14 protein-coding genes are annotated in these 14,892 nt (G+C 49.3%); 3 read left to right on the top strand and 11 right to left on the bottom strand.

Features of this window, described 5'->3' with window-relative positions; all coding sequences use genetic code 11:
* Positions 1–15 precede the first annotated feature (15 nt).
* A complete protein-coding gene (gene yihA / locus ACZ5R2_RS02465) occupies positions 16–675 on the top strand; it encodes a ribosome biogenesis GTP-binding protein YihA/YsxC (protein WP_464900890.1) in 660 nt (219 codons plus the stop codon).
* Between the two features lie 793 nt (positions 676–1,468).
* On the opposite strand, the gene spfP is transcribed toward yihA, so the two are convergent.
* From spfP to hemB, 4 genes are all read right to left on the bottom strand, one after another.
* Complete coding sequence (spfP, locus tag ACZ5R2_RS02460; protein WP_438356636.1) at positions 1,469–1,516, bottom strand: small protein SpfP; 48 nt, start codon at positions 1,514–1,516, stop codon at positions 1,469–1,471.
* A gap of 193 nt (positions 1,517–1,709) precedes the next feature.
* Positions 1,710–4,505 (bottom strand): DNA polymerase I, encoded by a 2,796-nt coding sequence (polA, locus tag ACZ5R2_RS02455; protein ID WP_464900889.1) that lies wholly within the window; start codon positions 4,503–4,505, stop codon positions 1,710–1,712.
* 524 nt (positions 4,506–5,029) lie between these two features.
* Positions 5,030–5,485, bottom strand: a complete 456-nt coding sequence (locus ACZ5R2_RS02450) for an N-acetyltransferase family protein (protein ID WP_464900888.1) — start codon at positions 5,483–5,485, stop codon at positions 5,030–5,032.
* 77 nt (positions 5,486–5,562) lie between these two features.
* A complete protein-coding gene (hemB, locus tag ACZ5R2_RS02445) occupies positions 5,563–6,600 on the bottom strand; it encodes a porphobilinogen synthase (protein WP_464900887.1) in 1,038 nt (345 codons plus the stop codon).
* A gap of 152 nt (positions 6,601–6,752) precedes the next feature.
* Here hemB and ACZ5R2_RS02440 point away from each other — a divergent pair, with 152 nt between their 5' ends.
* Positions 6,753–7,514, top strand: coding sequence for a TatD family hydrolase (locus tag ACZ5R2_RS02440; RefSeq protein WP_464900886.1), 762 nt, complete (start codon positions 6,753–6,755; stop codon positions 7,512–7,514).
* Positions 7,515–7,650: 136 nt separating this feature from the next.
* Here the strand turns inward: ACZ5R2_RS02440 and tatC are convergent, their stop codons facing one another.
* The 7 genes from tatC to rmuC form a co-directional block, all read right to left on the bottom strand.
* Positions 7,651–8,406: a twin-arginine translocase subunit TatC gene (gene tatC, locus ACZ5R2_RS02435; protein WP_464900885.1), complete on the bottom strand. Its 756-nt coding sequence runs from the start codon at positions 8,404–8,406 to the stop codon at positions 7,651–7,653.
* Positions 8,407–8,469: 63 nt separating this feature from the next.
* Positions 8,470–8,883, bottom strand: coding sequence for a Sec-independent protein translocase protein TatB (gene tatB / locus ACZ5R2_RS02430; RefSeq protein WP_464900884.1), 414 nt, complete (start codon positions 8,881–8,883; stop codon positions 8,470–8,472).
* A gap of 3 nt (positions 8,884–8,886) precedes the next feature.
* Positions 8,887–9,126: a Sec-independent protein translocase subunit TatA gene (gene tatA, locus ACZ5R2_RS02425; protein WP_464900883.1), complete on the bottom strand. Its 240-nt coding sequence runs from the start codon at positions 9,124–9,126 to the stop codon at positions 8,887–8,889.
* A 32-nt stretch (positions 9,127–9,158) separates the two neighbouring features.
* Entirely contained in the window at positions 9,159–10,826 is a 1,668-nt protein-coding gene (gene ubiB, locus ACZ5R2_RS02420; RefSeq protein WP_464900882.1) for a ubiquinone biosynthesis regulatory protein kinase UbiB, read from the bottom strand.
* Positions 10,823–11,428, bottom strand: a complete 606-nt coding sequence (locus ACZ5R2_RS02415; protein ID WP_464900881.1) for a ubiquinone biosynthesis accessory factor UbiJ — start codon at positions 11,426–11,428, stop codon at positions 10,823–10,825. Before ACZ5R2_RS02415 ends, ubiB begins: the two co-directional genes overlap by 4 nt.
* Before the next feature lie 9 nt (positions 11,429–11,437).
* Entirely contained in the window at positions 11,438–12,217 is a 780-nt protein-coding gene (gene ubiE / locus ACZ5R2_RS02410) for a bifunctional demethylmenaquinone methyltransferase/2-methoxy-6-polyprenyl-1,4-benzoquinol methylase UbiE (protein WP_464900880.1), read from the bottom strand.
* 72 nt (positions 12,218–12,289) lie between these two features.
* Complete coding sequence (gene rmuC, locus ACZ5R2_RS02405) at positions 12,290–13,819, bottom strand: DNA recombination protein RmuC (protein WP_464900879.1); 1,530 nt, start codon at positions 13,817–13,819, stop codon at positions 12,290–12,292.
* Positions 13,820–13,952: 133 nt separating this feature from the next.
* On the opposite strand from rmuC, the gene ACZ5R2_RS02400 reads away from it, so the two are divergent.
* Positions 13,953–14,861, top strand: coding sequence for a DMT family transporter (locus ACZ5R2_RS02400; protein WP_464900878.1), 909 nt, complete (start codon positions 13,953–13,955; stop codon positions 14,859–14,861).
* Positions 14,862–14,892 lie beyond the last annotated feature (31 nt).

Genomic DNA, 14,892 nt, shown 5'->3' with positions numbered 1-14,892 from the left:
GAGATGGAGTTAACAGTGAGCGTAAAAATTCATTATCAAAACACCCACTTCATCACGAGTGCGCCAGACATTCGCCATTTACCTGAAGATGAAGGTATCGAGATCGCGTTTGCCGGACGCTCTAATGCGGGTAAGTCAAGCTCACTGAACCGCCTGACCAACCAGCGTAACCTAGCAAAAACCAGTAAAACGCCAGGTCGTACTCAGCTAATCAACCTTTTTAAGGTGACTGAGGGCTGCCACATTGTCGACTTACCTGGGTATGGTTTCGCTCAAGTCCCGCTTGAAATGAAGAAGAAGTGGCAAAAGTCACTGGGTGAATACCTGCAAAAGCGCCAATGCCTGAAAGGTTTGGTGGTGTTGATGGATATCCGTCACCCAATGAAAGACCTAGACCAACAACTCATCTACTGGGCAGTCGACAGCGGCATCCCAGTGCAAGTATTGCTCACCAAGGCTGACAAACTTAAGCAAGGCGCCCGCAAAGCCCAGGTACTTAAGATCCGCGAAGCTGCCATGGCCTTCGGCGGTGATGTACGCGTTGATGCCTTTTCATCCCTAAAAGGGCTTGGCGTCGACATCCTACGCAACAAACTAGACGAATGGTTCGCTCCCGCACTAATTCAAGCAGAAGAAGAATCAGAAGAACCAGAGCAAGACGACACACCTGAGTAATTTTCCCTAACGGGAAGAGGCAAGAGACGAGACCGCCATGCTGCGAGAAGCGAGAATTGACCACATGTTAAACTCCTCGCTTCTCAACGAGCCCCCTTCGTCTCCGCCCATTGCATTATTACCTGTAACACGACTCACATACCACGCACACAAAACTTCTCGCTCCCCGCAGAGCGACACCCCGCTCCCGCACCTCGCCCACTCTAAATACAAACCGAAGCACACCCACGCGCTCAAAACCCCTCGCTCCCCGTAGGGCGACAGCCCGTACCCGCACCTCGAACCTTGCCCCTCGCAGGGCGCTAGCCCGATCCCGCCTCTCGCTTCTCGCCTCTTTTGAATTTCTAATTCAAAATAAAAAACCCCACTGATAACAGTGGGGTAACGGGAGAGAAGTCGATACGTAGTTATTGTTGTGTCTCTAGGATTCCTGATTAATGGCAAAGAATCAACTTCGATGCGCCAGACCTGATAACGAACAAAACCAATAAAAAACATGAACTTAATGAGATCACAATAACATTTAGGCTTGATTAGTTAATAAAAATAACAAAAGTGTGACTGTCATTCAGGCACGAATTGCTAATTTGATTACGAAAAAAGCCGCTTAGTAAAACGGGAGATTATTGATAATGAGTGGTTTAAAAAGGTGAACAGAGAAGTCCAAGATTTGCTTTGGGGTGGCAAAATGCCATATGAGACAATGCTGTTAAGGTATTGATAGATAAGGGTATAAGTTTTTTCTTACCCCAATAAAAAACGCCCCAGCTAAAAACTAGCTGGGGCGGCTGAATCAGCCTAATCCAATAACGTGAAACAAAAGGTCTGAAAGATAGAACATCTTACCTCTGTACCCTACGCAGATAAATGTACATCAAATGGTTGGAAATTTAAACAGTTTTTGTAGTTTTTTTTCATTAAAGTTTTATTAACTTACAATACACACTTATCCAGACAAAGTTAGTTGGCGATAAAAAAAAGCCAGCACTTGTGCGCTGGCTCATGCTTATTAATCAACTTTAACTGAATTTTGTCTAGTGGGCCTGATCCCAGTTGTCACCGTGATCTGAGTCTGCAACCAAAGGTACTTCAAGCTGAGCTGCAGATTCCATCAATTCCTGTACTTTACTTTCAATTTCAACAAGGTGGCTTTCTTCGACTTCCAGTACCAGTTCATCGTGTACCTGCATCAAAAGCTTCACACGCCCTGCTCCATGCTGCTCAATCCACTCATCGACCAACAACATGGCCTTTTTTATAATGTCCGCCGCGGTGCCCTGCATCGGAGCGTTGATTGCTGCACGTTCTGCAGCTTTGCGTCGCATACCGTTACGCGATTTAATCTCCGGTAGATGGAGACGACGACCGAAGATAGTCTCAACATAGCCCTGCTCAGAAGCTGCACTGCGCGTGTCTTCCATATACTGCATCACACCCGGGTAGCGCTCGAAGTAAGTATCCATATAAGACTGTGCCTCACCACGTGGAATGCCAAGCTGCTTTGCCAAGCCAAATGCGCTCATGCCATAGATCAGGCCGAAGTTAACCGCTTTAGCGCGGCGGCGCTGCTCACTGCTCACCTGCTCAATATCAACACCCAAGATCTCTGCCGCAGTCGCCGCGTGGATATCCTTGCCTTCTCTAAAGGCAGCCAATAGCGCTTTGTCACCCGACAGGTGCGCCATAATACGCAGCTCAATCTGTGAGTAGTCGACCGCGAGGATCTTGTAGCCATGCGGTGCGACGAATGCCTGACGGATACGACGCCCCTCTTGGTTACGAATTGGGATATTTTGCAGGTTAGGATCGGTGGAAGAAAGGCGTCCTGTCGCCGTCACCGCTTGGTGATACGAGGTGTGCACGCGCCCTGTCTCTGGGTTGATCATCTTCGGCAGCTTATCGGTATAGGTCGATTTAAGCTTCGCCAGGCCACGATATTCAAGGATCAGCTTTGGCAATGGGTAATCCAGTGCCAACTCTTGCAGCACCTCTTCATTGGTCGATGGCGCACCTGATGGCGTCTTCTTCACCACAGGCAGGCCCATTTTCTCAAATAGGATCGCTTGCAGCTGTTTTGGCGAGTTCATATTGAACTCTTGCTCTGCAATCTCATAGGCTTGCTGCTCTAGCTCATCCAGACGTGCCGCTATCTCCTGCGACTGTGCGCCCAGTAACATGTCATCGATAAGCACCCCTGTGCGCTCCATACGCGATAGAACTGGCACCAAAGGCACCTCTAGATCTTGATAAATAGTCTTGAGCTTTTCGTCTTGATCAAGATTCGCACTGAGGCGATTGTGCAAGCGCAAAGTGACATCCGCATCTTCAGCTGCGTATGGCGAGGCCTGTTCGAGATCGATTTGGTTGAAAGTCAGTTGGTTTTTGCCTTTGCCAGCGATCTGCTCAAACGATATGCAGCTGTGCTGCAAGAAGCGCAGCGCCAAGCTATCCATATCGTGCTTGCCACCGACGCTGTTATAGACATAAGACGCGAGCATAGTATCGTGCTTGATGCCACGCATCTCGATACCGTAGCGTGCCAACACACTCGCATCGTACTTCAGGTTTTGCCCGACTTTCGCCTGCGCGTCATCTTCTAGAATCGGCTTGAGCTGAGCCAGCACCCAATCACGATCAAGTTGCTCAGGGGCATCGAGATAGTCGTGCGCGACCGGAACATAGGCTGCGACGCCCTCTTCAGTGGCGAATGACATGCCAACCAGGTTCGCCACCATATAGTCGAGACTGTCGGTTTCAGTATCAAAGGCAAACACATCACTTTGCGTGAGTTTCTCAAGCCAACGATTAAAGCTGTCTTGATCTAGGATAGTTTCATATTGGCTACGATCGATAGTCACCGCACTGGTGTCGAGTTCGCTTTGGCTCGTAGCTGATGAGCTTGCCGATGAAGTCGCTGCTGAACCATCTGCTTCCACAACCCCATTGTCGCCTTCAAGCAACTCATTGAGCCAAGACTTAAACACCAGTTGACCGAAGAGTTTGATCAGCTCGTCTTTGTTTGGGGTCTGCTTCACCAGTGACTCTGGTGTCTCTTCCAGTTCAACGTCGAGTTTGATCGTCGCCAACTCATAAGAGAGCATGGCATTATCTTTGTTGTCCACCAGCTTTTTAGCCATGGTTTTCGAGCCACGAAAGCCAAGTGGCGCGATATCATCAAGCTGCTGGTAAAGCTGGCTTAAGCCACCAATCCCCTGTAGCAGGGCAGTAGCAGTCTTGTCACCAACTCCTGGCACGCCTGGGATGTTATCGACCTTATCACCCATCAAAGCGAGGTAGTCGATGATAAGCTCTGGTGGAATACCGAACTTCTCGACCACGCCCTCACGATCTAATACCACATTGGTCATGGTGTTGATCAGGGTGACATTATCATCGACTAACTGCGCCATATCTTTATCACCGGTACTGATCAGGACTGGCATTCCAGCCTTAGATGCCTGATACGCAAGAGTACCGATCACATCATCAGCCTCAACGCCAGGAATCGAGATCAATGGCAAGCCCATCGCACGGATCACCTGATACAGAGGTTCAATCTGGCAACGCAGATCATCAGGCATCGGCGGTCGATTTGCCTTGTACTCCGAATACATCTCGTCACGGAAGGTCTTGCCCTTGGCATCAAATACCACCGCAATACGCTCAGAGGCAAACTGGCGCATCATGCTGCGCAGCATATTCACCACGCCGTAAACGGCATTGGTTGGGATATCACCATTACTCATGGTGCCAGGGTAAGCATGAAATGCACGGTAGAGATAAGAAGAACCATCGATAAGAATCAACGGATTATCAGGAATACGAGCCATAATTTGAAGTATCCAAAGATAAGCGAAAAGGAATCTGCCTAGAATGCCACGGGAGCGTTTTGGTTTCTATGCTCTCGCGGGGGAATAAATCCTTATTTTCCCTTGACAGCCACACACGCCACCTGTGGATAACTCTGTTTATATAATTTCTTACCCGAGCAGGATTTATTCACACTCGAAGTAAAAAAAACACACAAACCTCTGTTTTAAAGAGAATTAAACCAAGATCAGCGTAGACCAAGATGATCCAAAACAGATCATTGATTGTGGAAAAAAGTGTTTGCTGGCCATTTTGGGTTGACTTAAAGTGGATCCATCCGTGAATTGATACACGATTAAAACATAGCCAATGGATCGTTAACTTGTGTAGGATTTTTATCTGAAAAACACAGAAACGAGAGGCGAGAGGCGAGAAAATTTTCCAGACTTTACCACCGCTGTTAAGTGTCACTCCACCTCGAGCGTAGCGTACTCGCAGTGAAACGATCTCGCCTCTCGATTCTCCCAACGGGATAGAATCAATCTCAATTAGCTTGAGCTGGCTCACTTTGGATCCGTTTACAAAAGTGAATTCGGGACTCGACTAAGGGGTCGACGCGCTCGAAATCTTCAATCTGATAGCCATTGCGGAGCAGTAGACGCAGCATACTTGGAAACTGATTACGCGACTTAACCTTGAGCTGATGATAGCCCTGCTCACCCACCCAGCGCTCCTGCCAATCCATAAGGATTTGTGCCACGCCTCGTTTCCTAGCTTGCGGGGAGACACCACCAAACCAACTGTAAAAGGTCTCATTATCTAGCTGATAGCCAATCTTAAACCCCAATAGGTAGCCATCCTCTTCCGCTACTAACACCAGAGATCTCTTACCATCCAGTCGTGCGTACAAGGTGTCGACGGTCTCTTTGCGTACAAATTCAGTAATGGTTGCCACTATCTGTTCGACTTCTTGCAGCGAACCTTCTCGTACTGTGATCATCTTTTACCTCAGCCAATAAAAAAGGTTGGCACCTTACACAGTCGGCGCCAACCTGACAACTCTCTGCTGAGCTCAGGTTATTTTAGCGCCGTCGACGCCTGAGCATTATCCTCTGCTAGCCACTCAGCAACCTGTTTAGCAAAGTAAGTCAGCACGCCATCTGCCCCGGCACGCTTAAAGCATAGCAGTGACTCAAGCACGGTTTCACGCTCAGACAGCCAGCCATTTTGGATCGCCGCCTTGTGCATCGCATACTCACCAGAAACTTGATAAGCAAAGGTTGGTACCTGCAGTTCACTTTTCACTCGACGCACCACATCTAGGTAAGGCATACCCGGCTTCACCATCACCATATCTGCGCCCTCGTTAATGTCCATCGCCACTTCTTGCAATGCCTCATCGCTATTGGCTGGATCCATTTGGTAGTTTTTCTTATTGCCACCTTTAAGGTTTGATGCAGAACCGACTGCATCACGAAACGGACCGTAATAGCTTGATGCATACTTGGCAGAATAAGCCATGATCTGTGTATTCACATAGCCCGCCTCTTCTAAGGCTGCACGGATCTCACCAATACGCCCATCCATCATATCGGAGGGAGCTACTACATCCGCCCCTGCCTCTGCATGAGATAGAGCTTGTTTGATCAGCACTTCAGTGGTGGCATCATTGAGGACATAACCTTCCTCATCAATGATCCCGTCTTGACCGTGGGTCGTGAATGGGTCAAGCGCCACATCCGTGATCACCCCAATCTCAGGCACATGCTCTTTTAGCTCTCGCACCGCACGTTGCACTAAGCCTTCTGGGTTGAAGGACTCCGCAGCACACAAACTCTTGGCATCTTGATTCACCACCGGAAAGAGAGCGATAGCAGGAATACCCAGTTGAGCTAGGTACTGCGCCTCTTCCAGCATCAAATCAATCGATAATCGCTCAATGCCAGGCATCGACTCCACCTGCTCGCGGCGATCTTTACCCATCAAGATAAACATTGGATAAATCAGATCACTGGCTGAGAGTTGGTTTTCCGCCATTAAGCGACGGCTAAAATCGTGTTTACGCATGCGACGCATACGGCGAAGGGGGAACTGACCTAATACTGCTGCTGACACAGGCTTCTCCTTGGCTGGATTTGTTATTTTACCTGTTTGAATCATATCACCGTAGTCAGGACGCGCTAGCCATTACCGCACAAAATCAGCGCTTGCTTTGTAAATGTGCTGGAGTACCCTAGGGCTACTGCCGATTTACCAAGAGAAGCATCATGATAGATACCCATGCTCACATCTACGCCAGCGAGTTTGATCAAGACCGTGACCAAGTGGTCCAGCGTGCTCTAAGCCAAGGCATTTCCCACATCCTGTTGCCGAATATTGACCTCGACTCAATCGAGCCTATGCTCGCTACTGAGATGCGCTACCCTGAGGTGTGTCGCTCGATGATGGGATTGCACCCTTGCTATGTTGATGGCGATGTTGAAGCGACTCTCGAGACCATTAAAGCATGGTTTGACCGTCATCCATTTATCGCTGTGGGTGAGATTGGTATCGACCTTTATTGGGATAAAACCTATCGCCAGGAGCAAGAATGGGCTTTCACTACTCAGCTTGATTGGGCGAAAGAGCGCGACCTTCCGGTTGTTATCCACACCAGAGACTCGATTGAAGAAACCCTTAGCCTACTTGAGACGGCTCAAGATGGTCGCTTACGAGGCGTGTTCCACTGTTTTGGTGGCAGTGTAGAACAAGCACAGGCGATTAATCAGCTCGGCTTCCACTTGGGCCTTGGCGGTGTGTCGACATTTAAGAATGGCGGCATGGATAAGGTGATACCGCATCTTGATATGGAGAAGGTGATCCTTGAAACCGACTGCCCTTACCTTGCGCCCGTTCCTCATCGTGGTAAGCGCAATGAGCCCGCTTATACCAGCCTAGTGGCTGAGCGTATTGCCGATTTGCGTGGACTGAGTCTTACTGAGGTGGATCACATAACGACCTTTAATGCCAAGCAATTGTTCCAACTCTGAAACAGAGCCGAGATTCGAGAAGAGAGAGGCGAGAAGTTTTGCTCGCGAGGTTAGTGACTCGCATGCTTTAAGATTGCACCGCCGGAAAAACAAAAGACCAAGCGTTTGCTTGGTCTTTTGTTTTTGGTTAAGGCATTTACTCTTCTTGCCCTTCTTGTTCTTCTTGGTCCGGTTTGCGTACGTAAAACCTTGCGACGAGTAAGCCGACCTCAAACAGTAGGCACATAGGGATGGCCAATAGGGTTTGTGAGATCATATCGGGTGGCGTAAGCATCATACCAACCACAAAGGCAGCGACTACAATATAAGGTCGTTTCTGGCTAAGGCTTTCTGGTGTGGTTGCCCCGGTCCAGCACAAGAGTACGATCGCGACCGGTACCTCAAAGGCGATACCGAAGGCCAAAAATAGCGCGAGAACAAAATCGAGATAGCTGGTTATGTCGGTGGCAAATTCAACCCCGCCCAGCGAGATCGCGGTAAAGAAGCCAAACACCAGCGGGAACACCACATAGTAAGCAAACGCAACACCGCAGTAGAACAGCAGTGAACTGGAGAACAACAGTGGCATCACCAGCTTACGCTCATGCTTGTACAAGCCGGGTGCGACAAACGCCCACACCTGATAGAGAATAAACGGCACGGCAATAAATACCGCTGTGATTAGAGTTAACTTTAGTGGAGTGAAAAACGGCGATGCGACGTCGGTTGCAATCATCGTCGCCCCTTCGGGAAGACGTTCAACTAACGGTGCAGAGATAAACTCATAAATTGTATTGGAAAAGTAAATCAGGCCAAGGAAAATCACCAACACCGCGGCCATGGCGCGCAGCAGTCGGTCTCGCAACTCAAGCAGATGCGAGATCAATGGCTGAGTCTGCTCTACAGAAGACATATCCATCCTCTTGGGAGAAATAAAGACAACAAGAGCTGCTCACATGGCAGCTCAATGGGAACATCACTCATCTTTAGAGCGGGTCGACTGGCCAGTTGTACTATCAACTTGCGTTGATGGCTCTGTTGGCTGAGCCTTCGCTTGCTCTATGGGCTGAGTTTTTTCAGACGCGGACGACGTCTTATCCTCATAAGGACGCTGAACCTCTTGCGCAGTTTGTTTTAGCTCATCAATCGAAGACTTGAGCTCCGGCGACAGGTCTTTCATCCCCATCTGCTCTGCTTTCTTGAGATTCTCTTGCAGCTCTTGAACCTTAAGCTCATGAGACAGCTCGTCCTTAACGCTGTTTGCCATCGCTTTTGCACCGGAGATAAAGCGAGAAACACTGCGGATGGCATGCGGGAGACGCTCAGGCCCTATGACCACTAGCCCCACTAAAGAAATTAATATCAGTTCCCAGAAACCAATATCAAACACGGATTATGCCTGCTCTTTGTCTTTTTTCGTTTCAGCAGAAGCGTCCGATTTCTGCTGTTCAAGGTTCTTCTGTTCGAAGTCGGCGTCTTTACTGTCTGCTTTTTCGTCCTCATTCATCGCATTCTTGAAGCCTTTCACCGCACTACCAAGATCGCCGCCAATGTTACGAAGCTTCTTGGTTCCAAACAGTAATACTACGATAACGGCAACGATTAGAAGTTGCCAAACACTGATACCACCCATTATCTCGTTCCTCGGGTTATGTTGAGAATTTGCTATTTGCGACGGTAAGCTCGCCAGCTCATTAGCCAAGCTATACAGCCCAACGCCGCTCCTAGTAATGATAATCCATCATAATGATGGTGATTTATAAGTATCGCTGAACACACCATAAGTGTGGCACCGATACCAAATAAAAACTGCCCAGTTGCCTGATTACGCTTTGACTCCCTATAACCATAATAGAGCTTTTCCATGCGCTGATTCATAGACTTACCCTGCTTGAGGCTATCGTATAGCAGCTCTGGTAGCTCGGGTAGCTTTTCTGCCCAATAGGGTGCGCGGTCTCTCACTGCATTGACTACCGCCTTCGGCCCAATCTGGTTCATCATCCACTCTTCTAGGAAAGGCTTGGCCGTGTCCCACAAGTCCAACTGAGGATAAAGCTGCCTGCCAAGCCCTTCAACATAGAGTAAGGTCTTTTGCAGTAGCACCAGTTGTGGCTGCACCTCCATATTAAAGCGACGTGCGGTGTTAAACAGATTAAGCAGCACATGACCAAAAGAGATCTCGCACAAAGGCTTAGCAAAGATCGGCTCACACACGATCCTAATCGCGACCTCAAACTCGTCGACATTCGTTTCACGTGGAACCCAGCCCGACTCAACATGCAGTTCTGCGACGCGGCGATAATCGCGATTAAAAAAGGCCAAGAAGTTTTCTGCCAAATAGCGCTTATCATCACTATTCAGTGTACCTACAATGCCACAATCAAGCCCAATCCACTTCGGGTTCTCTGGATGCTGTTTGACGACAAACACATTACCTGGATGCATGTCGGCGTGAAAAAAACTGTCGCGGAAAACCTGGGTAAAGAAGACCGTCACCCCTCGCTCCGCCAGCAGCTTCATATTGGTACCGTTGGCGCGCAGCCCGTCAATATCTGAGACCTGATAACCGTATATTCGCTCAGAAACCATGACGGTTTGATTACTGAATTCAGTGATCACCTCAGGAACATACAGCTCCTCACTACCCTCAAAGTTACGACGCAGTTGGATAGCGTTCGCGGCTTCACGACGCAAATCTAGCTCATCCAACAAGGTCTTTTCGTACTCGCGCACGACCTCGACGGGCTTGAGCCTTCTTGCCTCTGGTAGCATCTTCGCCACCAGACGCGCCATGCGGTACATCAGTTTAAGATCGGCCTCGATAACGGAGCGAATATCAGGGCGGATCACCTTAAGCACTACTTCACGCCCGGTACCTTTTAATTTGGCGGTATGCACTTGAGCAATCGAGGCTGAGGCAAGAGGTACCTCATCAAAGTCACTAAACCACTGCTCAAGCTCACCACCTAGCACCGCCTCAATCTGCTGACGCGCCAGTTTGCCATCAAAGGCAGGCACGTTATCTTGCAGCTCAGCGAGCGGATCGGCAATCTGCGGTGGGAGAAGATCTCTTCGAGTAGAGAGCATCTGACCAAACTTAATCCAGACCGGACCGAGCTCCTGAAGCGCAAGACGCAAGCGCTCGCCCAGTGATTTATCCGGGTGACGATTTTTGATCCAAAACAGCGCTTTACGGGCATACAGTGAGCCTTCAAGGCTTGGGGTCAGTGTATCGGTGATGGTACTAGGTGGGCTCGCCAGCAACTCATCAAGTCCAAACTCTAGCTGGACCTGGATAATACGATAGAGACGCTTTAGCTCAGATGGCGTCATAGTGTCTCCTGAAGCGCTTTAAGGCGCGCCTCAAGGCGTCGTGCTTGGCTTTGCACGTCGTCCACTTGATCGCAAAAATGCGCCACTTCTAGCGGCGCGGGGGCAATTCGCCACTCTTCCGTCAACACCTGTGCTAAATGGCTTTGGTGTCGTTTAAGCTGCGAGTTAACCAGTTGCCCGGCTTGCTTAATACCATAGACTGCGCTGTGGGCCACGGCGTCACCGGTGAGTTTCGCTAGCCACTCTTCTAGGTCAGGCTTGGCCTCATCAAACAGCTTAGACAGCGACTGAGCCAATTGAATATCTCCTTCAAGCTCTAGCTTGCCCTGCTTTACCAGGCGAGTGATGTTCGAGCGATCTTTCAGCTCAGGTAGCACCATGAGAGAGAGCTTTAAGTCACAATCTGGGATGCCTTCATACTCAGAAAGCACATCGATCTGTTGGGTAAAAATGAATGTCAGGGCATGGTTGAGTTCTTGAAGCTTAACTCGAATAACCCGCCCTCGCAGGCGACCAAGACGAGCCTTGGCCTCGTCGCTTTCCCTAATACACAGGTTGAGCGCAGTCTCTATGCCTGCAGTTACCAACGGCATGAATGGCATAGTGCCTCCCTAAAACTTGTATCCTCGGTGCAGAGCCACGATACCACCGGTCAGATTGTAATAGCTGGTCTGCTCAAACCCCGCCTCATCCATCATGGCTTTGAGTGTGTCTTGATCGGGGTGCATACGAATCGATTCCGCAAGATAGCGATAACTTTCAGCGTCATTAGCCACTAGCTCGCCCATTTTAGGCAGCAGATGGAACGAATAGGCATCGTAAACTTTAGAAAGAGGTTCAACAATCGGCTTTGAGAACTCGAGTACCAGTAGTCGACCACCAGGTTTGAGCACACGAAACATTGAGCGCAGGGCTTTGTCTTTATCCGTCACATTGCGCAGACAGAAGCTAATGGTAATGACATCAAAATAGTCATCGGGGAATGGCAATTCCTCAGCATTGGCCTGTACATAATGGACATTACCTACCACTCCGCTGTCGCGCAGCTTGTCACGACCAACATTAAGCATCGAGTTATTGATGTCAGCCAATACGACATGGCCCTTATCACCGACAATACGTGAGAATTTGGCAGTCAGATCGCCGGTGCCGCCACCGAGATCGAGAATACGTTGCCCAGGTCTTGTGCCACTGCAGTCGATAGTGAAACGTTTCCATAGGCGATGAACGCCACCCGACATTAAATCATTCATTAAGTCGTATTTTGCCGCAACAGAGTGAAAGACTTGTGCAACCTTCTGCACCTTCTCTTCTTTTGCTACCGTGGTGAAGCCAAAGTGCGTAGTATCTTGATTTTCTCTTATTTGTTGCGTATCCACACTGGTGTCCATTTTCTCTCTTCCTCTTTATGCAGCCCACTTCAGGGGAAGTAGTACATCGCTCCCCCTTGCTGCTGCGAAAACCTAGTTTACTTTATCCTCTATCGCTTGTCTTTCCGCTTGTGTTAATTGTGCGTCTTGTTCATCAACAGCATTATCACGAATAGTCTGTGATATTGGCCGCTTGATCTCGACCCCTAGCTGCTTAAAGCTTTCAGCCTGGCGAATTGCATTGCCGCGTCCGGTAGCCAGCTTGTTCATTGCGCCTTGGTACTGCTGATTAGCCTTATCCAGCGCACCACCGAGACCTTCCATATCATCAACAAACAAGCGCAGTTTGTCGTAAAGACGGGCCGCTCGTTCAGCAATCTGTTTAGCGTTTTGATTCTGACGATCGTTGCGCCATAGGTTATCGATGGTACGCAGCGCCACCAGCAAGGTGGTTGGACTGACCAAGAGGATGTTGTTATCAAACGCATCACTAACCAAGCTAGGGTCTGCCTCAATCGCAACCTGAAAAGCCGGCTCAACCGGAATAAACATCAATACGTAATCCAGGCTCTCAACGCCTTGTAGCTGATGATAATCCTTCTGCCCTAACCCTTTGATGTGCCCTCGCACCGATAATAAGTGCTCACTTAGCGCTTGCCCACGCTCGCTGTCATCACTGGCATTAAAATAGCGCTCATAAGCCACCAGCGTCATCTTGGCATCGATGATCACCTGCTTACCTTGTGGCAGATTAACAATCACATCTGGCTGGTAGCGTTTGCCGAGTTCATTTTTCAGGCTAGTTTGGGTGGTGTACTCATGCCCTTCGCGCAGGCCAGACTCTGCCAACACGCGCGCCAGAACCACCTCGCCCCAGTTGCCTTGCTGCTTGTTATCCCCTTTAAGAGCATTGGTGAGATTGACCGCCTCTGTGGTCATACGCTCATTGAGTTGCTGCAATTTATGCAGCTCATGAACTAGGGTGTGACGCTCTTTAGCTTCCAGGTTAAAGCTGTCATTGACCTGCTTCTTAAACCCTTCCAACTGCTCTTTCAGCGGTGAGAGCAAACCCTCGAGACTGATGCGGTTTTGCTGATCAACCTTGGCAGTTTTGCTATCAAACAGCTGATTCGCGAGCTGTTCAAATTGCTGTTTCAGCCGCTCTTCGGCTTGCTCGAGCAACCTGAGCTTGTCTGTATTGGCCTTACTTTCTTGCTCATGACGCGCCTCTTGCTCGCGCAGGCTGGCACTCAACTCAGACTTCTCTTCACGCAGTTTATCCACCGCGTGCGCATAGCGCTCTCGCTCTTGGCGTAAGGTTTCAAAATGACGCAATTTCTCCATCATCGCCATCATCTTGCCATGGGTTTGCTTAAGCTCATGAGCGGCTTTATCGCGCTCAAGGTCGAGCTGGTCAAGCTCGCGCTGATTATCACTCACTCGCTGTTGCAACTGCGCGCGCTCAAGCTCAAACCGCTGACTCGACAACTCAAGCTCTTGCTCAAGCTGTTGGTATTGGCGCTGCATGGCGCTTTTTACCCACCATCCAACAATGCCAGCGCTGGCTACGCCGCCACCGATCAGAGCCAGTAAAGTAGGGTGATGCTCGGTGAGCCACTGCATATCTGCGATCCTTCCTAACGCGTGTAATTAATTGATAATGGTATTTTTATACTGGATAAATGTCCAGTTTTTGCCCTTAATTGTCCCCGATACACTTAGCGGCTATGTATATTTCTAATCAATGGACTCGATCATGAATGAGCGCCGCGCGCTGCTATTTGGCCTTAGTGCCGTTTTACTTTGGTCAACGGTGGCTACCGCATTTAAGCTGACCTTGGCGGAGTTTTCCCCGATTCAAATGCTCACCTTTGCCAGCATTGTCTCAGCAATTGCGCTACTGCTTATCTGCGCCGTAAAAGGCACCCTCAAGCTGATTGTGCCAACCTTTGTCGCCAACCCCGGCTACTATTTACTGCTTGGCTTGATCAACCCGCTGGCCTACTACCTAATCTTGTTTAAGGCGTATGATTTGCTACCCGCTTCGCAAGCGCAGGCGATCAACTACAGTTGGGCAATTACTTTGACCCTAATGGCAGCCCTATTTCTTGGCCAACAAATCCGCAAGCAGGACTGGCTTGCCTGCAGCCTGAGTTACCTTGGGGTTGTAGTGATTGCTACGCAAGGCAACGTTCTGAACCTTAGCTTTGAAAGCCCGCTCGGTGTGGGCCTCGCCCTGGTCTCAACGTTGTTGTGGGCAGGCTATTGGATCCTCAACACCAAAAACAACGCTGATCCAATTGTTGGTGTGCTGCTCGGGTTTTTAGTAGCGATCCCCTTTGCTCTCGGGCTGATGTTCTATGAAGACGGTGATCTGACTGTGATCAGTCGCAGTGGTTGGCTAGCGGTAAGCTATGTTGGATTGTTTGAAATGGGGGTCACATTTGTTTTGTGGTTGTCGGCATTAAAACTCACCAATAACACTGCGCGGATCAGCAACCTTATCTTCGCCTCACCCTTTATCTCACTGTTCTTACTCGCCACTATCATCGGCGAGCAAATCCACCCAAGCACGCTGGTGGGATTAGTACTGATCATCTCAGGCTTGGTTATCCAACAGCTCAAACTAGGCAGAAAAACCACCCCATCAGCAGAACAAGGATAACAATCGCGATTTATCAGTGCACAAACACAAA

Source organism: Vibrio sabulosilitoris (genome assembly GCF_055391395.1).
This window is presented reverse-complemented; position numbering and strand designations above follow the sequence as displayed.